Annotated in this window: 19 protein-coding genes and 2 pseudogenes; 7 read left to right on the top strand and 14 right to left on the bottom strand. The window is 62.7% G+C overall.

The genetic code is table 11. The features are described 5' to 3' along the window. Positions 1–311 (top strand): hypothetical protein (locus EH240_RS17675; protein WP_245436152.1); only part of this gene is annotated, 311 nt, incomplete at its 5' end. Between the two features lie 552 nt (positions 312–863). Here the strand turns inward: EH240_RS17675 and EH240_RS38000 are convergent. Continuing rightward, positions 864–1,064, bottom strand: coding sequence for a hypothetical protein (locus EH240_RS38000; protein WP_167484051.1), 201 nt, complete (start codon positions 1,062–1,064; stop codon positions 864–866). Between the two features lie 112 nt (positions 1,065–1,176). Further along, positions 1,177–1,898 (bottom strand): annotated as a pseudogene (locus EH240_RS17670) (cobalamin-dependent protein); the annotation flags it as partial. 443 nt (positions 1,899–2,341) lie between these two features. Between EH240_RS17670 and EH240_RS39050 the strand changes: the two are divergent. Further along, positions 2,342–2,524, top strand: coding sequence for a hypothetical protein (locus tag EH240_RS39050; RefSeq protein WP_245436150.1), 183 nt, complete (start codon positions 2,342–2,344; stop codon positions 2,522–2,524). A gap of 159 nt (positions 2,525–2,683) precedes the next feature. Here EH240_RS39050 and EH240_RS17660 read toward each other — a convergent pair whose 3' ends face one another. The 5 genes and pseudogenes from EH240_RS17660 to EH240_RS17640 all read right to left on the bottom strand — a co-directional run bounded on the left by EH240_RS17660 (position 2,684) and on the right by EH240_RS17640 (position 6,938). Continuing rightward, positions 2,684–3,139: a phasin gene (locus tag EH240_RS17660; RefSeq protein ID WP_125000493.1), complete on the bottom strand. Its 456-nt coding sequence runs from the start codon at positions 3,137–3,139 to the stop codon at positions 2,684–2,686. A 517-nt stretch (positions 3,140–3,656) separates the two neighbouring features. Further along, a pseudogene (locus EH240_RS17655) lies at positions 3,657–4,456 on the bottom strand (putative bifunctional diguanylate cyclase/phosphodiesterase); the annotation flags it as partial. Positions 4,457–4,961: 505 nt separating this feature from the next. Next, positions 4,962–5,264: a tetratricopeptide repeat protein gene (locus tag EH240_RS17650; RefSeq protein WP_125000490.1), complete on the bottom strand. Its 303-nt coding sequence runs from the start codon at positions 5,262–5,264 to the stop codon at positions 4,962–4,964. 14 nt (positions 5,265–5,278) lie between these two features. Further along, on the bottom strand, positions 5,279–6,502 hold the full coding sequence (locus EH240_RS17645) for a winged helix-turn-helix domain-containing protein (RefSeq protein ID WP_125000487.1): 1,224 nt from the start codon (positions 6,500–6,502) through the stop codon (positions 5,279–5,281). Positions 6,503–6,644: 142 nt separating this feature from the next. After that, complete coding sequence (locus tag EH240_RS17640; RefSeq protein ID WP_125000484.1) at positions 6,645–6,938, bottom strand: hypothetical protein; 294 nt, start codon at positions 6,936–6,938, stop codon at positions 6,645–6,647. Positions 6,939–7,021: 83 nt separating this feature from the next. Between EH240_RS17640 and EH240_RS17635 the strand changes: the two genes are divergently transcribed. Continuing rightward, entirely contained in the window at positions 7,022–7,432 is a 411-nt protein-coding gene (locus tag EH240_RS17635; RefSeq protein ID WP_125000481.1) for a hypothetical protein, read from the top strand. Positions 7,433–7,859: 427 nt separating this feature from the next. Here the strand turns inward: EH240_RS17635 and EH240_RS17630 are convergent, their stop codons facing one another. From EH240_RS17630 to iolE, 7 genes are read right to left on the bottom strand one after another with little or no spacing between them, the layout of a single operon-like run. After that, complete coding sequence (locus EH240_RS17630) at positions 7,860–8,798, bottom strand: sugar phosphate isomerase/epimerase family protein (protein ID WP_125000478.1); 939 nt, start codon at positions 8,796–8,798, stop codon at positions 7,860–7,862. Positions 8,799–8,831: 33 nt separating this feature from the next. Further along, the gene (gene iolG, locus EH240_RS17625; RefSeq protein ID WP_125000476.1) at positions 8,832–9,824 is read right to left on the bottom strand and encodes an inositol 2-dehydrogenase; all 993 of its coding nucleotides are present in this window, start codon (positions 9,822–9,824) and stop codon (positions 8,832–8,834) included. A gap of 52 nt (positions 9,825–9,876) precedes the next feature. Beyond that, positions 9,877–10,695 carry a carbohydrate ABC transporter permease gene (locus EH240_RS17620; RefSeq protein WP_125000473.1) on the bottom strand — a complete coding sequence of 273 codons (819 nt, stop codon included), beginning with the start codon at positions 10,693–10,695 and terminating at the stop codon, positions 9,877–9,879. Beyond that, complete coding sequence (locus EH240_RS17615; protein ID WP_125000470.1) at positions 10,692–11,597, bottom strand: carbohydrate ABC transporter permease; 906 nt, start codon at positions 11,595–11,597, stop codon at positions 10,692–10,694. The genes EH240_RS17620 and EH240_RS17615 overlap by 4 nt, the downstream gene beginning before the upstream one ends. Next, entirely contained in the window at positions 11,597–12,916 is a 1,320-nt protein-coding gene (locus tag EH240_RS17610) for an extracellular solute-binding protein (protein WP_125000467.1), read from the bottom strand. Before EH240_RS17610 ends, EH240_RS17615 begins: the two co-directional genes overlap by 1 nt. Then, positions 12,913–14,010: an ABC transporter ATP-binding protein gene (locus EH240_RS17605; RefSeq protein ID WP_125000464.1), complete on the bottom strand. Its 1,098-nt coding sequence runs from the start codon at positions 14,008–14,010 to the stop codon at positions 12,913–12,915. The genes EH240_RS17610 and EH240_RS17605 overlap by 4 nt, the downstream gene beginning before the upstream one ends. A gap of 28 nt (positions 14,011–14,038) precedes the next feature. Next, positions 14,039–14,947 carry a myo-inosose-2 dehydratase gene (iolE, locus tag EH240_RS17600; RefSeq protein ID WP_125000462.1) on the bottom strand — a complete coding sequence of 303 codons (909 nt, stop codon included), beginning with the start codon at positions 14,945–14,947 and terminating at the stop codon, positions 14,039–14,041. A 251-nt stretch (positions 14,948–15,198) separates the two neighbouring features. On the opposite strand from iolE, the gene mocR reads away from it, so the two are divergent. From mocR to EH240_RS17580, 4 genes are all read left to right on the top strand, one after another. Then, positions 15,199–16,677 (top strand): rhizopine catabolism transcriptional regulator MocR, encoded by a 1,479-nt coding sequence (mocR, locus tag EH240_RS17595; RefSeq protein ID WP_245436148.1) that lies wholly within the window; start codon positions 15,199–15,201, stop codon positions 16,675–16,677. Positions 16,678–16,968: 291 nt separating this feature from the next. Beyond that, positions 16,969–17,169 carry a hypothetical protein gene (locus tag EH240_RS37995; protein ID WP_167484050.1) on the top strand — a complete coding sequence of 67 codons (201 nt, stop codon included), beginning with the start codon at positions 16,969–16,971 and terminating at the stop codon, positions 17,167–17,169. 603 nt (positions 17,170–17,772) lie between these two features. Continuing rightward, a complete protein-coding gene (locus tag EH240_RS17585; RefSeq protein WP_125000456.1) occupies positions 17,773–18,246 on the top strand; it encodes a hypothetical protein in 474 nt (157 codons plus the stop codon). A 104-nt stretch (positions 18,247–18,350) separates the two neighbouring features. After that, positions 18,351–20,426 carry a sigma-54-dependent Fis family transcriptional regulator gene (locus EH240_RS17580; protein ID WP_125000453.1) on the top strand — a complete coding sequence of 692 codons (2,076 nt, stop codon included), beginning with the start codon at positions 18,351–18,353 and terminating at the stop codon, positions 20,424–20,426. Positions 20,427–20,432: the final 6 nt, after the last annotated feature.

Raw genomic sequence — 20,432 nt, 5'->3', positions numbered from 1 at the left:
GCGCTGTAATCGAATATAGTCCCTTAGCGATCGCAGACGGAGGAGGAAAAGAGCAAATGTCCGTCGACGCCGGACCGCGAAAAGCAGACGCCGAATATGCGATTGAGTACCTGCAAGAGCATCCGGAAGCCGGGCTTTGCTGCGAGGATCGGCGCTGGTGGATTACGCCGAATGCAAACGAGACCGATCAGCAGGTCCTGCTTCTTGATGTGGCTGAGGCTGAGCGGCTCAAAGATGATTCGCGCCTTCGACCCGTGTTCGGAATCGCTCATGCGGGACGGTCGCTCTGGGTCGTTCGGAGAATGACATAACTATCTGCCATTCGAACGTTGAGGGTTAGCGGAACCGGGTCGGAGCTTAGCTTCGTCAGGAGAGCATACTATGTCAGTCAAAGTACCATTCGCGGACCGAAAGGATGCAATTCGCGCAGAGTTAATCAGGCGCGCGGCCAGAGGCCTAGCGATCACATATGCGGAGTTGGGTCAGCGGGGTCGGCATCCCGAACATGGGATACTGGAAGCCTGGATGAGATCAGCCGCGAGGAGATTTCCACGGGGTTACCGGACATCACCTTTCTCGTCGTATCGCGAGAGCGCGGATTGCCGAGCCAAATAGGCTTTAAGTCGGCGAAACCAGCCTCATCCGATCAGGAAAGACGCGCAATTCAGGAGGCCTTCGAATACTACCGCCCTCCGAGAGCATAACCTCGGAGAAGCTGCAGCATCGAAGCGGCTCCCGCTATCTGCATGATCGGGTCGTGATCCAGCGAACTCGACCGGGCGGAGCCTGCCGCCTAGTGCCAGGCCTACGATGGAAGCGGCCTCGGCAAAGGCGACCATTCGCAGGGCGCAGCCATAGCTGCGCTATGGTCCCATGTTCCTGTCGAGCGCAAATGCGACCCTCTCGCGCAGCAACTCGGCCATGTCACCATTTAGATGCATCCGTGCCCGGCCGCCACGGGCATCCGTGAGCATGAGCGCTATGCCATCGTCGGTTTCGTTGTCGGCCAACTGAACATCCATGACCACGAATTCGTGTGTGTCCCGGTTCTGATCTGAACTCATTTTCGCTCTCCTCTGCTGAAGAACGAAATAGCGCGTTAACCTGGTGGGCCATTAGCGTTCTCAGGCTCAGGCAGGCCGGACAAACGAAGAGCGCCAGCCGAAATCCTCCGGCCCGACGCCCGAGAATGACGGCGCCGGGGGGCTCGTAGTTCACCCAATCGATCTTGTGGGCATTGGCGCGGGTCTTGGCCAGAGGCAGCCGCAGCTTGTCGACTTCTGAACAGTGATGCGCTTCCGTCACCTTCTTGTAGTCGGCGCGCATGCGCTCAATATAGCCATCCTTCGTGCCCTTCGACAGCAAGGCCGATACCACGCCGACCGCACGGCTGGCGTCGTTGACATGGACGGTCTGGCCTCTGGCGTGGCTCGGGTGGATCTTGACCGCCGTATTAACGCGGCTGGTGGTCGCCCCCCGATCAGGAGCGGGATTTCGAATCCTTCGCGTTCCATCTCCAATGCCACATGCACCATTTCGTCGAGCGAGGGCGTGATGAGGCCCGACAGGCCGATGATGTCGACCTTATTGTCTTTCACCGTCTGCAGGATCTTCGTCGCCGGGACCATGACCCCGAGATCGATGATCTCGTAGTTGTTGCAGGCGAGAACGACACCGACAATGTTCTTGCCGATGTCGTGGACGTCGCCCTTGACCGTCGCCATCAGGATCTTGCCGGCGGTCTTGCGCTCGCCATTGTCGATGCCGTTGGCGGCGTTGGAGAGCTTCTCCGCCTCCATGTGCGGCGGCAGGCCTGCCACAGCCTGTTTCATGACGCGCGCGGATTTCACCACCTGCGGCAGGAACATTTTTCCGGCGCCGAACAGGTCGCCTACGACTGGCGCGCTATGTGGGTTGTCCGCGACGATGGTGACGGGTGGGCGGACATACTCGATTGTTGCCGGTTGTTGGCCTATGTCGATAACCCGATACGAACGCCTCGTTACAGCGAAACGAGCTAGACCTAAACACGCACACGGCGACTAGAAACGTTCCCTTAGCAAACGATTTCGACAACAGCCCTGTATTGGCGGTAGCTCTCCTCCGCTACCAAATTTCTGACGGAATATCAGAGATTTACATGAAGAGACGTGGCTACGCCGCCCTCATTTCGTAAGCCTCAATATCCTTCACACCTTCACACCACTCCTATACCACTTCCGAATTCGCACCGGGCAACGGGCATAGCATTCATCTCGCCCGCTTCGACGGGGTCGTCTACTACACGGTCGAGCAAGACGGCTACAAGGTCGTCGCGACCTTGGCATCCGGAGCGGAGGGATTGCCTATCCGGTTCGGTTCCACACTTCGCTCGGGCCAGCGCGTCGTCATCTCGGTGCCCCAAGCTGCCGGTGAGCCGTCCGTCGATTTCGAAATTGTCCGGGATGGCGACGTGATTCTCGTGAGCCAGCCCATCACAACCTCGGCGGATGAAGTGACAACCGCAGGGGTGGCCGACCAGTGAGGGGGGGGGGCCGGCGCCGCGTCCGGAATTGTGATCCCTAACCTGTTCCGGACGCGGAGGTCGCTTTGAAGCATTGAGCGAGAGGGGGTGAACGTGCTCCATATGCTCGCAACGCTAGTCTGCCTGTCGGCCGCGCCGCAGTCGTGCGAAACCGCGAAATCAGGCCGCCTTGAGATCCTTCAGCACCTTCTCGAAGACGTCTTTGACCGGCTTGGAGATGTCGGTCGCTGCTTTGGTAGTGAGTTCCTGAAATTCCTTGGCTTGCTCGACACCCATTTCGACGCGCTTGCTCAGGAAGGTAGTCTGCAACTCAAAAACTTCTGGCAGCGACTTCGCACGGACCAGAGCCTCGACGTGCTCGAAATCAGCTTCGGCATTGGCGCGCAATGCGGCGATCATCTTCAGCGACAGCTCGTTGCCGACCGATTTCGCGGCTTCGGCGGTCGACTCGAGCGCCTTCCGGGCGTCTTCAGCGCCCGATTGGAATTTTGCAAGAGCTTCTTTCGACTGCTCGACGCCCTTTTCGGCGACTGCACGAAGTTGATCGTTGGCCTTGCCAGGGTCGATTGTCGGAAATTCGGCGGTTCCGGTGGGCTTGTCGGCGGTCTTGGACATTTCCTTATCCTCCCGGTTGACGATGGTGTATCGCCCGCGCCCAGCACAACGAGCCCAGTATGTGGCAGTATTACCTACAGTGCAACAATTTGTTGCGGCGCACAATATTTATATTTGAAACTGGGCGGGAGGGGAGCCAATCAGCTGGCAACGTTGCTCGCCGCACATGTCAACTACGCAGCCGCGGTCCAGCCGCGCGGCGGTCCCGTCGGGTTCGGCTGGCTACCGCTAATCGGCTGTCTGTTCTGGTTGTCGGGTGAGCTCGCTGGCGCATCAGCTTTAGCCGATTGGGCAGCGGCGGCGTTCGTAGGGGCACTCAAACACCAATACGGGATCGAACTCTGCACGCGTTCAGGTCAGGCGCGGTTGCGCTATGCCACAGCGTAGAAACGCTCCATCCCAACCGCGGGTCGGGACGCCTCAACATGGCGCGACCGCGCCTTTCACGACCCTACGTTCATGACACCTTGCTGACCTTCGTCAGGAAAATGCCCTGTTTGGGCCGGAAGCGTGACCGTCAATGTTGAACATAACGCTTCTTCTGGACTGATTGGCGACGGACCAGTATGTCGCCATGACCGGTATGTCGCGCATATTCCTCGATCGGTCGCGGTGGCCCGATCAGATAACCTTGTACCTGATCGCAGGATTCGTCGGCCAAAAAATCGAGCTGATGGCTGGTTTCGACCCCTTCCGCAACGACCGGCAACTGCAGGCCGAGGCCGATCACCGCTCGAATGATAGCCGCCGACTGCGGATGGGCCACGTTGGCGACGAAGGACTGGTCGATCTTGATCTTGTCGAACGGGAAGGACTGCAGATAGGAGAGCGAGGAATAGCCCGTCCCGAAATCGTCCATGGCGACGCGCACCCCGAGCGCCTTGAGACCGCGAGGAATCGACAGAACGCGCGAGGAGTTGTCGATCAGCACGCTTTCTGTGATTTCGAGCTCGAGGCGGTGCGGGGCGAGGCCGTTTCCAGCAGGATCGTGTGCACGAGTCCCGGCAGATCGCCATGCTTGAATTGGATTGGCGAGAGATTGACCGCGATATGTAGATCGCGCGGCCAGGATGCCGCTTGACGGCACGCTTCTCGCAGTACCCAGGCGCCGATGTCGCAGATCAGGCTGCTTTCCTCGGCAATCGGGACGAAAGCGGAGGGCGGTATGTCTCCCCTTGCCGGATCATGCCAGCGCACCAGTGCTTCGAACTCCCCGATCTCCCCGTTTATGAGGGCTTGGGGCTGGTAGTGAACGTTGAGCCGGCCATCGACGAGGGCGGCATGAAGGTCCCGTTGCAGCGCGCCCATCCCGCGCAGCGGGTTCGTTCTCCGACCTCTAAGGCGACACTGATTGCATTTCAGACTAGTTGCCGCCCGTTGATTTCGCCGCAATTTCCCGGAAGTTTCGCCGCGTCCTCACGCGTCGCGGCCTCGCGCCAACTACCCTCATCCTTGCTGCCGCTAGAGGCAGTTCGAGGATGGAGACAAAGATCGTGACCACGATGGTTCGTTTCATCGGTCTCGCAGCCGATCGCCCGTCGCGTGCTTTCCCCTTCCGGCCTTTACGGCTGCTGGCCGCCGTGACATCGGCGCTGCTGTGGCTGCCTCGCTTCTGGAAGGCACGCAGAGACCTCGCTGCCCTTGCCGCTATGAGCGAATGCGAGCGCCGCGATATCGGGCTCACCGCCTTCGACATCGAAAACGCGTTCGCGCTCCCCGTTGGCCGCGATGCGACCGCGACGCTGGCGAGGTCGTTGACGATCGGCGCCGTCACCGCGAATGCTGAGGTGCCGCGCCAGCGGCCCGGTCGCCGGCGACAAGATCACTCAGGCAAGCCGGCCTCTCGTAGGCTGGCTGCGACGCGCTCGCGCGTGCCCGCCTCGAAAGGTAGTCGGTCCCAGATCTTGGCGATCGTCAGACCCGGATCGCTTTCGAGCAGCCTGTCGCAAGCGCGCCGTGCTTCCTCCTTGCGGCCTGCATGGACCAGCGCCGTCACCAGCTGGCGTAGCCCCCAGGTGGCGCCAGGCTGCCGGCTGACCCCACGCTGCGTCATGACCAATGCTTCCTCGTAGCGCGCCGCAATGAGATGGGCGGCGCCTATGCCGAGCTCAGCCATGTAGCTCATCGGGTCGCGCGGGCTCAGTCGTTCGAAATGCCCGAACTTCTCGATCGTCGCCTCGGGCCGCTCGCGATAGACATCAAGCCAGGCGCTGCGCAGCCAAGCCCAGGCCGAATTCGGATCGAGCGCGCGCGCCCGCGCCAGATGCATGTCGGCAACATCGTAGTCACGGGCGAAGGAGTGCGCGGCGCCGAGCACCGCGAGGACCATCGGGTCATCGCCGGAGAGCGCCGCCCCCTTCTGCGCCAGGCGCATGCCCTCGTCCCGAGACGCGGCCGGCGTTTCGGTCCAGTGGTAGGCGACGCGCTGCAGATGGCACCAGGCAAGCAACGAAAGCGCCACGGATAATCCGGTTCGATCGCGATGGCGCGATCAAGCAGCGTCCCGGCCTCCTCGTTCTGCGCCCGCTCGAGCGACCACGCAAGCGGAAAAGCGCGCAGCACATAGTCGTAGGCGGCGAGGCTTTCCGGCCGCTTGCGTCGCGCACGCTCGATCTGGGCCGACAGGATGGAGGGCTGGATGACGCCAACGACATTCTCCGCGAGCCGATCCTGCAGGTCGAACACGTCGGCCATGGTTCCGTCATAGCGGTCGGCCCAGATCGTCTTGCCGGACGATTGATCGACGAGCTGTCCGGTGAGGCGGATGTGGTCGCCGGCCTTGCGAACGCTGCCGGTCAGCAAGTATCTCACGCCGAGTTCGGCTCCGGCCCGTTTCAAGCCGTCGGCCTGTCCCTTGTAGGCGAAGCTGGAATTGCGGGCGATCACGAACAGCCAACGCATGCGCGACAGCGCCGTGATGATCTCGTCGACCATGCCGTCGGCGAAATAGTCCTGCGCCGGGTCCCCGCTGAGATTCTCGAAGGGCAGCACCGCGATCGACGGTGCGTCGCCGGCGCCCGGCCCCGCGCCCGTGGCCGACACCTCGCGATCCCCGATACGACGCACACGATCCTCATCGATCACATAGCCCCGCCGCAGCACGGTGCGGATCAGGCCTTCCGCATCCGCGCCGAGCGCCTTGCGGACATCCTTCATGCATTGGGTGAGGGGATCGTCCGAGACAGCGATGTTGGGCCAAACGGCATTGACCAGCTCGTCCTTGCCGATGACGCGGCCGGCGTTCTCCAGCAGATAGGTGAGCAGCGAAAGCGATTTGGCTCGGAGGTCAACGTCGTGCCCGCCCCTCCGCAGCCTACCTTTGCGCAGATCGAGCTTGTGGCCGGAGAATTCGAACGTCGTCATGTCGCCCCTCGAAGGAGACGTCAAACAACTGCACGCGACGGTCAGTTTCACGCAATTCCGGACGGAAAGCAGCTACACACTTTGCTCCAGTCGTCGATCAAAATCCTAGCAAGTTCGAAGACATCACGGCTGTCCTCCGACATCAAGGCTTGCGCCCGCTGAAGATTGCGTGGCCGGCGAAGAGCCAAATGCAGTCGACCGCGCTGAACCCGGCTTCGGTCAGCCAGCCAAGCTGCTCGGCCAGCGAGGACGGCTTGTCGATTGGCTCGCCGTCGGGATTGCTGAAGTAGTTCCAGCCCAGCCGGTTGAACTCGGCGAAGGCAGCCAAGTCGCCGTCAATCGCGAGCGAGCGCGAACGCACCGCCTCGTCCCACTGCCGCGCGGCGATGGCGAGGCCGCCAGCGCTCGGCGGCCGCACGATGTCGGCCACCACCAAGACACCGCCGGGACGGAGCGCCGCCGCGAGGTCGGCAAACAGGATCTGCTTCTGCCGGTCGTCGAGATGGTGGATCGCGAGCGATGAGACGATCGCATGCGGCGGCTGGGAAAGCTTCGCCAGTCGCGATCCGCCAGCTCGAATGTAGCTGTGATCAGTCGGTCGGCATGATCGCGGCAGGTCTCTTGTGTCCGTTCGAGCATCGGACCCGATCCGTCGAGCGCCAGCACCCGGCTGTCCGGAAATCGCTCCAGCAAGGCTTGGCTAAGCAGCCCCTCGCCGGGGCAGAGTTCGACCAACAAGCTGCCCGACGCCGCTGGGATCAGGTCGGCGATCATGTCGACCTGGCGCTCGCGTTCTGGAACAAAGTAGCGCCCGTAGTCCAGAAAGCTGCGGGAATTTTTCTCGGTCCAGTGCTGTGCGCCTTCTATATCCGTCATGATGCGTTTCCACGTTTTTCGATCATGATGCCCGAGGCCGGCGGATCGTCATGATGCGGAGCTGAAATTAGACTGAAATTGGAGCGAGGAACGCAATTAACGCAGTGCGCTGCTGCTCCGAATGCCGGCTTTTGGAGGGCGCGGTAACGTATCTCGACGGCCGATATTTGGCGCAAAGCTGCCGTTTGCGTAACAGCCCGCGAGATCGCATTTGGGTCAAAGCGGCCCACGCAGTTCTACTCTGACAGGAGCGTGGTGCGGCCTCGATCAGGCGCTGCAAGGTCTCGTCCTTCGAGCCGTCGTTGATGACGATCACCCGACCAAGAACACGATCGACCATGCGAATCATCTCCCTTGAGCTTTCTCACACAGAATCATCGCTCGGCTCCCGTGCGAAGGTTTCTTTGGAGATTGCCAGCCCGTCGTCGAGGCCGACCCAACCGGCAATCCTCTCTTGGCTCGAGGCTCGACATGTCCTCGCCTAAGCTAGATTGATGGCGACGTTGCGCAGCAGCGAGACGGATTTGCGCATGCCTTCCATCGGCGACAGCATCATGTCCTCGTGCTCGATAGACAGCACGTCGTCATAGCCGACCTGCTTGAGCGCAGTGCAGAACTGCCGCCACCAGAACTCGCCGTGGCCGTAGCCCAGCGTGATGTAATTCCAGGCCCGTTCCGCATACTGGTTCGGCGGACGCGCATCGAGCGTGCCGTCTATGCCTGCCGGGATCGGCTCGACGCGGGTGTCCTTGGCGTGGACATAGTAGATCGCGGAGCCGAGCTTGCGCACTGCGGCGATGGGGTCGGCGCCCATCCACATCGGGTGGCTCGGGTCATAATTGGCGCCGACCGTTTCGCCGACGGCATCGCGAAGCCGGAACAGCGTCTGGACATTGTAGACGGCCTGATGGCCGTGCAGCTCCAGGCAGAGTTTGCTGATGCCGAGATTGTTCGAGAATTTTACCAGATCGCGCCAGTAGGGAATGATGCAGTCGTCCCACTGGTAGCGCTGGATGTCGGCGCATTCGGGCGGCCAGTCGGTTATGATCCAGTTGGGATTCGCGTCCCCCGGCCCGCCAGGCAGGCCCGACATCATGACCACGCGATCGATGCCCATCAGGCTCGCCAGCCGGATGGTCTCCTGCGTCACCTCATGGTGCTTCTTGCCCTGCGGCCCCGGATGCAGCGGATTGCCCGAGCAGTTGAGCGCCGTGATCGTCAGCCCGTGATCCCTCACCTTGGCGACGAATTCGCTGCGCGTGGCAGCACTGTCCAGCATCGCCTGCAGATCGATGTGCGGCGCCGACGACCAGTTGCCGCAGGCGAACTCCAGCGTCTCCAGCCCCAGCTCGGCCGATGCGCGCAACATCTCGTCGAAAGAGAGGTTGCCCAGGCTGTCGGTGATCATACCAATCTTCATGGGGAGACTCCTGTTTGACTTGAGACCGTTCCGTCAAAGCTTCACCGACTCGAACCTGCCGGATCTGGCGGAGGCAAGGGCTGCTTCGCAAAGGATCATCGCCTTGCGGCCATCGCTGGCCGTGACAGCGGGCTTCATTCCCGTCTCCACGCAAGTGATGAAGTGGTCGATCTCGGCGGCGTAGGACTCGGCGTAGCGATCGACGAAGAAGTAATAAGGCTTGTCGCGCGAGACGCCGCTGCCGCCGGACATCTCGACCGAGGTCGGCAGCCGGTTGCAGGCCTGCAGCATGCCGCCGGCGCCATGCACCTCGATGCGCTGGTCGTAGCCATAGGCGGCCCGGACGCTGTTGTTGATGTGGCACTGCCGGCCGGAGGCGGTGCGCAGGATGAACATCGCGGTGTCGTAGTCGCCGAGCTTCTTGTATTGCGGCGCCACCAGGGACGACCCGGTCGCGAAGAGGCCGACGGGTTCCTCGCCCAGCATGTTCCGCGCCATGTCGAAGTCATGGATGGTCATTTCGCGAAAGACGCCCCCGCCCCCGGCCAGCGCTTCCTCGGTCTCGGGTTCGGGATCCCGGCTGGTGATGATGACCTGCTCGACGGCGCCTATCTCACCGGCGACAAGGCGCTCCTTCAGCGCCCGGAAGCTCGGGTCGAAACGGCGGTTGAAGCCTATCTGGAACGGCACGCCGGCCTTCTCGACCGCGGCCAGGCACTGGTCCGTGCGCTTGAGGTCGAGATCGATCGGTTTCTCGCAGAAGATCGCCTTGCCTTTCGCCGCCGCCGCCATGGTCAGCTCGGCATGCGTCCGCGTTGCCGAGGCGATGAACACCATCTTCACCGCAGGGTCGTTCATCACGGTTTCGGTGTCGGCGATCTCTGCGCCCGTCACGGCAGCGATCTTCTCGGCCGCCTCCCGGTTTGGATCGACAATGTAGCGCAGCCGCACTTTCGAATGGCGGGCGAGGTTGCCCGCATGCACCCGGCCGATCAGCCCCACTCCGAACAGACAGACATCCATCATGCGTTCGACTTTCCTGTCAGGCAGTCACTTTCGCGAGGCGGCCGATTCATGTTCACTTGACGGCGCCCATGGTAAGCCCGCGAACCAGATGCCGCTGCACCAGCAGCGCGAAGAGGACGATCGGAAGCGCGCCGATGACGCCGGCGGCGGCCATCGAGGCCCAGTCGGTGTCGATGCGCCCGATCAGCGTGGCAGTGCCGCGTGGCATGGTCATGGCGCGCGGCGTCGCCGTCAGCGCCAGCGCGAAGAGGAATTCGTTGAAGGTGACCAGCACCGCGAAGATCGCGGTTGCGGCAAGCCCGGGTGCGGCGAGCGGCAGCGTGATACGGCGGAAGGCGCCGAAACGGGAATCGCCGTCGACCATAGCGGCCTCCTCGAGATCGACAGGGATCTCGCGGAAGAAGCTTTCCATCATCCAGACGCAGAAGGTGACGTTGAAGGCCGTGTAAGTGGCGATCAGTCCGAGCCAGCTGTCGAGCAGGCCAAGGCTGAGCATCAGCAGATAGACCGGGATCAGGATGACGACCGGCGGAATGATGCGCAGCGTCAAAAGGAACAAGCCGACCTTGCGGTCCATAGCGAAAGGCAGGCGAAAGCGGGCGATCGCATAGGCGCCCATGGCGCCGACCACCAGCGCAATCGCGACGGAGAAGAAGGTCACCACCAGCGAGTTTGTCAGGTAGGAGCCGAACTGCTTTTCGGTGAACAGCCTGACGTAATTGTCCAGCGTCGGCACATGCGGATAGAGCGTACCTTCCTGGGTGATCTCGCGGTTGGACTTGAAGGAGGTCGAGACAAGCCAGTAGATCGGCAGCAGCACGACGGCCAGCACGCCGGTCATTACGCAAATGCGCGCCAGGCGAGCGTTCATGACGCATCGATCCTGCGCAAAAGCCTTATGGCGCTGAAAGCCAAGGCAAGCACAACGAGACCGATCGTCACGAACAACGCAGCCGCGTAACCGGTTTGCTGGAATTTGAAGGCGGTGTCGTAGCCGTAGATCGAGACCAGCCTGGTCGCCTCCCCCGGCCCGCCGCGGGTCAGCACGAAAACCTGGTCGAAGGTGCCGAAGGCGTCGATGGTCCTGAGCACGATGGCCACCGCCAGCACAGGCCGCATCATCGGGAAAGTGAGATCGGCAAACACCCGCCACGCGCCGGCGCCGTCGACGCGCGCCGCCTCGAACGGCTCTTGCGGCAGCGATTGCAAGCCGGCCAGCAGGATCAGGAACATCAGCGGCGTCCACTCCCAGACGTCGAGGACGACGAGGCCGATGAAGGCGTTGAGCGGGTTGCCGAGGATCTGCATCGCGCCGCCGCCCATGGCCTCGGAAAGCGCCGTCAGCATGCCGGCATCGCTGGCGTAGATCAGGCGAAAGACGATGGCGACGACGACGGGCGTGATCACCATCGGAATGATCAGCACCGTCCGCAACAGGCGGATGCCGCGGAACTCGCGCAGGCAAAACAGCGCCAGCGCGAAGCCCAGCACCGCCTCTATCGATACCGACAGCGCGACGAACTTCACCGTGACCCAGAGGGAGTTGAGGAACTGCGCATCGCTCCACAGATGCACATAGTTCTGCAGACCGACGTCCGAGATGGGCGAGCCGTAGCGGTAAGTCCTGGTGCTGGCCTTGAGCCCGTCCAAGAGCGGATAGACCAGCACGCCGAGCACGATCATCAGGCCCGGCGCCAGCATGAGATATGGGAGGGCGAGGTCGAGCCCCGCCCCCTGCAGGCGATATTTGCGCGCCTGCGTGCCGCTTTGCATCAGTAGTAGCCGGCCGTGGTCAGGTACTCCTTGACCTGCTTGGCGGCAGTGTCCAACGCCGCACCCCCGCCGGAACCGGCCTGCAGCGCCTTGTTGAGCTCGATGCCGAGCAGTTCCTCGACCTTGGCCCAGTCCGGCGTGCGCGGCCGGGGCAGCGCGCCGGCATCAAGCTGCTGCAAGGCGACCGGGATCAGCCGATTTCCTGGTTTGGCGATGCCGAAGGCGCTGCGCTTGACCGGGATCGAGCCCGCCTCCGAGAGCTTGGCCTGGGTTGCAGCGCTGGTGTACCATTTGAGGAACTCAATCGAGTTTGCCTTGTTGGGCGCCGATTTCGGAACGCCTGCGATGAATATTCCCATCTGGGCGATCGCCAACTGCTGCTTCGGCACCACGCCGAAATCCAGCTTGCCGGCCACCTTCGCCTGAGCGGGATCGTCGGCCTTCAAGGCATTGCCAGAATACTGGATGATCGCGCCGGCATCGCCGCCGAGGATTGCCGCGCCTTCCTGATCCTGGTCGAACTCCACGACGCCGCTCGGTGCGTTCTGCTTCATCGTGCCGACGAAGAAATCGGCCGATGCCTTGCCTTCCGCCGAATTGAAGATAGGGTTCCACTTGTCGTCGAAGAAGGCGCCGCCGAACGACAGGAAGACCGGATACCAGCTGGTGACGATCGGGTTGCCGGAGACGCCGCGGAAGACGACCGGGTATTTGATCTTGCCGGCCGCCACCCCTTCCTTGCCCTTGGCGATCACCTCGTCCCAGGTCTTCGGCGCGCCGCCGGTGAAGACGTCGTTGCGATAGGTAAGTGTCTGCAAATCGCCGACGAAGGGCACGCAGATCAGCGTCGGCTTGGCGTCCTCGAAGCCCTTGACGCGCGGCCCCTTCTGCGGCGGCCAGTAGCCCATGTCGATCATCGAGCCGATCCAGTCCTTGTCGGCGCCGTCGACGCCGCCGGCGCCGAGATCCTCCAGCACATTGGCGGCGCCGAACTGCGGCACCCAGGGATCATCGAGCAGATAGAGGTCGTATTGGCCGGCGCCGCTTTGGGCGTCGGCGAACCACTTCTCAAGCGTCACGCCGTATTCGTCCTCGAGGAACTCGATGTCGAAGCCGGCCTCCTTGGCCTGCGGGATGATCTTCTGCTTGAACGGCGTCAGCCCACCATCGGCGAAGGCGCCGATGATGACCTTCTTGCCGGCGGCTCTCGCCGGCATCGGCAGGCCGAGCGCGGTGAGGGCCGTGGTGGCCAAGGCCAGGCCAAACCCGCCCTTGATGACGGAGCGGCGAGTAAATCTGCTTCTACTGGAATGCGTCATTTCTCTCTCCCGTTACTGTTGACCCTGTGGACGGCGGTGATGCCGACCGAATTGAAGAAACAGGCGTTGGCCGCGTCGAAGGCGACGCCGATGTTTTCGCCCACCGCACCCCTGAAATCGCGGCCTGCCCGCACCGAGACGTTGCCGCCGTCGAGGCGGACATTGACCAGCGTCTCGTTGCCCATCGGCTCGACGACGTAGATCTCGCCGGGCAGCACATCAGGCGCATCGTGCTGGGCGACGCTGCAATCTTCCGGGCGCAGCCCGATCTCGACGATCTCGGCGAGGCGGCATGCGAAGAAGCGCGTTCGCTCCAGCGGCACGATCTTGCCGCCCGCCCTCACGCCGTTATCGGCCAGCGTGACCGGCAGGATGTTCATCGGTGGATTGCCGACGAAGGTGGCGACGAAGCGGTTTGCCGGGCGGTCGTAGATGTCAATGGGCGGCGCCATCTGCTGCAACTCGCCGCCATGCATAACCGCGACTAGGTCCGCCATGGTCAAGGCCTCGACCTGATCGTGGGTGACGTAGATGGTGGTGGCGCCGAGGCGCTGGCAGAGGCGCTTGATCTCGCCGCGCATGGTGAGCCGCAGCCTTGCGTCGAGATTGGACAGCGGCTCATCCATGAGGAAGGCCGCCGGATCGCGGACGATCGCCCGCGCCAGCGCCACGCGCTGCCGCTGCCCGCCAGAGAGCTGGCGCGGCCTGCGGTCAAGCAGATGGCCGATTTCGAGGACGGCGGCGACCTCGCCGATCTTGACCTTGCGCTCGATGTCCGGCGTGCCGCGGATCCACAGCGGATAGCTGATGTTTTCGGCAACCGTCATCTGCGGGTAGAGCGCGTAGCTCTGGAACACCATGGCGATGTCGCGGTCGCGAGGCTGCAGGCGCGTGACGTCGCGCTCGCCGATGAACACCTTCCCGGCGCTCGGCATGTCCAGCCCGGCAAGGATGCGCAGCGCGGTCGTCTTGCCGCAGCCCGATGGGCCGAGGAGGGCGAGGAATTTGTGGTCCGGCACAGCGAGATCGAGCGATCGCAGCACGTTGAGTGCGCCGAAGTTCTTGACCACGCTCTTGTACAGGACCGAACTCATCGCCGCTCCCTGACGTACCCCTCTTGCTTCAGGTCGACCGTTCGTCGACCGTAAACCCAGCTTTCCCCGCCATGTTGCGAAGGTTGCGATAGCCCATCGTCGCGTATGTAAGAGGATGTGCCTTGGCCGGATCCTGCTCGGCCTCGACGACCAGCCAGCCGGCATAGCCATTGTCGGCCAGCGCCTTGAGCAGCGTCGCAAAGTCGATCGAGCCATCGCCGGGCACGGTGAAGATGCCTTCCATCACCGCCCCCATGAAGCTCATGTCGCTGGCGCGCGCGCGCTTCAGCACTTGCGGCCTCACATCCTTGCAATGCACGTGTACGATGCGACCGACATGCCGGCGGAGCAAACTTTCGGGGTCGCCGCCGGAGAAGGCGCAATGACCGGTGTCGTAGAGCAGGCCCACGGCCTCCCCTGAACCTGCCATCAGCCTGCCGATCTCCTGGTCCGTTTCGATGATGGTTCCCATGTGATGGTGGAAAGCCATGCCGACGCCGAAGTCGGCGAAACGCTCGGCCAGCCGCGTTATCTTTGCGCCGTAGTCCTTCCATTCATCGTCGGCGAGCCTTGGCCGCCGCGAGATCGGGTCATGGATGGCGCCGTGGCGCCCGCGCGAGGTGTCGGCATAGACGACGTGTTTCGCACCGAGGTCGCGCAGCAGCGTCAGGTGCGGCAGGATGGCGTCGAATTCCGCCTCGACCTCCTTTTCGCAGATGCGCCCATCGTACCAGCCGGAGACGAGCGCGAGGCCGTAGGGCGCAAGTGCTGCGCCCAGCGCCTTGCTTTCCCTTGGGAATTTTCCGCCCAGTTCCGTGCCGGCGTATCCGGCCTGGCGCGTTTCGGAAAGGCAGGTTTCGAGCGGCGTATCTCCCCCCAACTCGGGAACGTCGTCGTTCGTCCACGTGATCGGGTTGATGCCTATTTTGACAGCCATCGTATCTTCCCGCCGGACCAGACTTCCCAGCGCGGCGCTCCGCCCACTTGTTCGCGGCGGCGAAACGCCGGCGGCATGTCTGGCGCGCTGTTCCCATTTGCAATCTAAGCGCCAATCTGTATCCATCGCGAGGGCCAGTTTTGGCAGAAGTGAAGGTGCCAGTTTTCATGCCCGCCGCCGTCGGCTAGAGTTATGCCCTTGCCGGGGTTTTTTCGATGCAGACGTCAAGGCGCAGGCGCCAGGCCTTTCCGATGGAAGCGCTTGCTATCGAGCGGAGGGTGGCCGAGCCCATCCAGCGCCAGCTCTACCGACAGATCGCCGCGATGATTCGCGACAAGCGGCTGATGCCGGGATCGGAACTGCCCTCCACCCGCGCGCTGGCGGAAGATCTGGGTCTCGCCCGCAACACCATCGTCGGCGCATATGATCAGCTAACGACGGAGGGTTATCTCACCTGCCGGCGCGGCGCGCGCGCCATCGTCGTCGACCTGCCAGCCAATTCACTCGACAAGGACAAGCGCGGCACTTCGGCGTCGGCCATCCGCCACCCGCTGTCGAAGCGCGGCGAAAGCCTGATGCGGCAGCCCTTCCACCACGGCGCGCCCGGCCGCTTCGCCTTCCACCCCGGCATGCCCGACGCGCAGAACTTCCCGTTCGGGGTTTGGGGAAGACTGCTGGCGCGCCGCGCCACCTTTGGCGCCGACATGCTGTTCGGCACCTATCACGTCACCGGCCTGCCGGCGCTGAAGGAGGCGATCGCAAGCTATCTAGTGTCGGCGCGTGGCGTGCGCTGTTCGCCCGAGCAGATCGTGGTGACGACCGGCGCGCAGGCCGCGTTCGACCTGCTTGCCCGCCTGCTGCTCGACCCTGGCGACACGGTGTGGCTGGAGGAGCCGGGCTACTACGCCGCCAGGGCGACCTTCACCGTGGCCGGCGCCAACATCATGCCGCTCGCCGTCGACCGCGACGGCTGGCAGATGAACCCGCCTGAGATCGCGCCGCGGCTGATCTACGTAACGCCGGCCTGCCAGCATCCGCTGGGCATCACCATGCGCATGGACCAGCGGCTGCGCCTGTTCGAGATCGCCGAGCGCCACAATTCCTGGATCATCGAGGACGATTTCGACGGCGAGTACCGCTTCCAGGGACGGCCGGTGCCGGCGATACAGAGCATGGATTGTGGCGACCGCGTCATCTATGTCGGTACCTTCGCCAAGCTCTTGTTCCCGGCTCTCAGGCTGGGCTTCATGGTGCTGCCGCCGGCGCTCTGCGAAGGCATTCCACATGCGCTGAGCACCACCGGCCAGTTCGCGCCGCTGGTGCTGCAGGCCGCACTCGCCGACTTCATCGACGAAGGCCATATGAGCCGGCATCTGAAGCGCATGCGCCGCATCTATTCTGAGCGCCGCAAGCTGTTCCACGACCTCTTCGCCGCCGAGCTGCCCGCCGACCTGACGCTTTCGCCGGCCGAAGCCGGCATCCAACTCGTCGCGCATCTGCCGGAAGGCTGCGACGACTGCGCGGTGGTCGAAGCCGCCGACAGGCTCGGCATCAACGCTTCGCCGCTGTCGAAATACTATTGGTCGACCTCCGGCAACGGCCTAGTGCTCGGCTACGCGGCCTGCAACAAGGCGCAAAGCGAAGCGGGGATACGGCGACTGCGGCAGGCGATCGAGCAGGCTCGGACACTGCCGACGCCCGGCCGCCTGGCGCTAAACGTTGATAAATAGCGACAATGGTGGTTCCGGATGACGTATTCAAATCTCTGATTTCATTGTCTTTTTCGTTGGCTGGAATGAAAAATCTTGCCCGTACCCTTCCGTATGGTTCCGCGCCTAAAGCAAAGGATGCTGCACAAGATAGGGCCCCATGCAGGTCCCAGGATGTGGGTTTGCTTAGTATGATTTCGCGTTAGCGATCAGCCGCCGCTGTCTAATTCCGTTCCGGTTCGCAGGCACTCCAGATAGGCGCGATAGGCGAAGCTGCGGTCGCGCTTCTTCCCCGTTCTTTCCACGAGTATATTGGCTTCGGTCAGCGCCTCGATCGCACGGGTCGCGGTCGGCTTGGTCGAAACACGCGGCCCCCAGCGCGTCGCCAAATGCCACAAAGAGATCCGGCGTGAGCCGCTGTTCAGCCTCGTGGAATGGATCATCTTCGCCGCCGCGGTGGTGAGCGGCGTACTTGGCATCTTCGGTCTCGCGACCGGTTACATCACCATTTAGCCTTTTCAGACCAATTCTCTTAAACCGCGCAGACCCGCCGATTTGCACGCCATAGTACGGCGCAGCCCTCCGCGAGGCTGAACGGGATTTACTTCCGAAGCAGCGACATGTCAGATCAGCCAAACGGTAACGAAAGGAGCGGAGGAAATAGCGGACGGCATTTGACACGAACCGAAAACGGAGGGCGCGAGGATTGCCGAATATCTGCTACCGCCGCTGTTTCCCTCATTTCCACTATTGTTTCAAGCCACGATAACAGATTGACTTCACAAATCTCGCGCTTTCGAGAACTATCGATAAGACAGGGAATTTTTTCGGCGCGGACCTCTCGGATCCATTTTCGCATCAGGCAAAAAGTACCGTCATTCCGGCAACCACTCGACAGCGAACCCTCGGAATTCACGAACAAGGCAGCATGACCCGCGGGCATTTACTCAAACGTCCGAGATCGGAAATCTCGTGTAGCAGCCGCCTGCTACCAGCGACCCGAATTTCGGCGCTATATGATATGAATGGCGTAGTTGAACGAGGCAGTGTAGAGTTCACCTCAAAAGAAGAAATGAGCCGTATCAACGGCAACGCTGAGCGAATCTGGGAGGATTCATGGTCGAAATCATCTCCAAGCGGGATGGCCCGCGACGCGAGGACATGCAGGTCAAAAGACTGATCGAGCAGAACCGCTCGACCATCGTTCGCCTTGCCGACCAGATCAGCGGCGGCGGCTATTCGGCTTCGAGGAAACCACGCCAGCAACCCAAGGCGGAAGGTCTGATTATCCATGTTGGTGGCGGCGCGGCACCGGTGGTTGAAGCCAGGCCGTCCATCCAGGTCACCATGAACGGCCGCGTGATTTCGAAGGATCAGAACACAGGCCGCCAGCTTCATCACATCGGCGATATCCGCAATCGGGGTGGCGAACAGATCTTCGTCCTGGCAACGAAGCAGAATGGCTTCTTCTCGCCGGTCGATGAAACCGTCGCCGAGGCGCTTGCCGACCTGGATGGATCCCGCCTTGCCGCCTCCTACACCGAAGAACAGCTTGCCGCCGACATCGGCGCGAAACTCGGCATCGACTGACCGTGCAGACGCCTGGGCGTGCTTGTCCACGTCCAATCCGCGTCAGCATACGAACGTGACAGCATACAGAAATGGCATGCCTCAAAAGGATCTGTGATGGCTGAATGAAACGCGAGATAGGCCCCAATCAGATGAAGATCGATGCTCTTCCAGCGCGTGCGTCGCTGGCCGCGGGGCAAATGGTTCTGGGCAACATCGATTATGACGAGCGCGCCACCATGCGCGCCTGGGAAAGTTTCCTGGCCGATGAGCCGAAATGTGCCCGCGACCCAGTCCACCCAAAGCACGTCCGCTCCCTCATTCACGATTCCTGGTATCGCAGTGCCACCGGCGGCATCAACGCTCAAGGAATCGAAGCGCCGCTGAGCAGTGATCGCGACGAGATCGAATATCTAACTCGCGCCAATGCAGAACTACTTTCGGCGGCGCGCCGGTCGTTCGCCTCCCTTGGCCAGTTGCTGGACGGGACAGGCGCAATGCTGGTTCTAGCCGACAGCGACGGCGTGCTGATCGACGCCATCGGCGACAAGAAGACGCTGCATGACGGCATGGATATCCACCTCGCCATCGGCGGCAAATGGAACGAGGATGCCGTCGGAACCAACGGCATCGGAACGGCGCTGTGGACCGGTGAGCCGACTTTCGTCCATGCGGCCGAGCATTTCTGCGCCGGCATCAAATCCTGGACCTGCGCCGGCGCGCCGATCCGCGATCCGCTGGACGGCAAGATCATCGGTGTCGTCGACCTGTCAGGCTATTCGCCGATCTTCCGGCCGCACAACACCGCGCTCGTCGCCGCCACGGCCCGGCAGATCGAAAAGGCATTGGCCGAACAGCAGCAGGAACAGCGCACGCGCCTGCTCGAGGCCTTCATCTCGTCGGCTCCCAGCTACCGCCGAAAAGACGGACTGGTAATCGTCGACCATCGCGGCCGCGCCATCTTCTGCAACAACGTGCCTGACGGCGAAACCACCGAGATGATGGACGGCCCGATGGAGCCAGGCCGTGGCCGCTGGCTGATGAATCTTCCGTCTTCCGGCTCCGACGCCGACCTTGCCAGGGCGCTGCCGGCCCATCTGCGATCCTGCCACATCACGCCGCTCAAGCTCGACGGCGACCTCCGCGGCGCGGCGCTGGTGTTCCCCTCAGTGCCGGCAGTCTCCAGCGCGGCAGTGGTCCACCGGGAAGTGAACAAGCATCTTCAGGATGCTGTCGCCTTGATCGTCGGCGAAAGCGAAGCGCTGCAGGCCGCCATCGACGTCGCATGCCGCGTCGCCCGATCGAATAGTGTCGCATCGCTGCTAGTCGAGGGCGAAACGGGCGTCGGCAAAGAGTTGTTTGCGCGGCTGGTCCATGCCGGCAGCCGGAGCACTCCTAACGCTCCGTTCATCGCGATGAATTGCGGCGCCATCACCAAGGATCTGTTTGGCAGCGAGTTGTTTGGCCATGTCGCCGGCGCCTTCACCGGCGCCTCACGCGACGGCAAGCCGGGCGTTTTCGAGCTTGCCAGTGGTGGCATTCTCAGCCTCGACGAGATCGGCGAAATGCCGCTTGAGATCCAGCCGTTCCTGCTGCGTGTCCTGGAAGAGCGCGTGGTCCACCGCATCGGTGACAGCCGGGGTCGGCCCGTGGACGTCCGACTGGTCGCCTCGACCAATCGCGACATCAAACAGGAAGTTGCCGCGGGTCGCTTCCGCCGCGACCTCTATTATCGCATTGGCGCGGTCTCGATCACCGTCCCGCCGCTGCGCGAACGCGGCGACGACGTGCTGCTGCTGGCCGAACATTTCAACCGGAAGATCGCCGCTGCATCAGGCGAGGAGCCGCTGGAATTCTCGCATGAAGCGCTCGATGCCCTGCTCGCCTATCGTTGGCCGGGCAACGTGCGCGAGTTGAAGAACCTCGTCGGGCGGCTGCATGTCCTGGCGCGTGGTCGCGACATCGGCCTTCATGACCTTCCCGAGGAAATCAAGAGCTCGGGTTCTGAGCCGAGCTTGCAGTCGACCACCTCAGTCGAAGAGCTGGAGGGCACGCTCGCCGAGGCGGAACGCCAAGCGATGAAGAACGCGCTGGAAGCAGAGAGCGGCAACCTCAGCCGCGTCGCGCGACGGCTCGGCATCTCGCGGCCGACGCTCTATCGCAAGCTCGACCAGTACGGCATCCGCCGCGGGTTCACCTAGTCTAAC

It is taken from the genome of Mesorhizobium tamadayense (genome assembly GCF_003863365.1).
GTDB classification, from domain to species: domain Bacteria; phylum Pseudomonadota; class Alphaproteobacteria; order Rhizobiales; family Rhizobiaceae; genus Mesorhizobium; species Mesorhizobium tamadayense.
The sequence above is the reverse complement of the archived record's forward strand: the minus strand, read 5'-3'. Positions and strand labels throughout refer to the sequence as shown.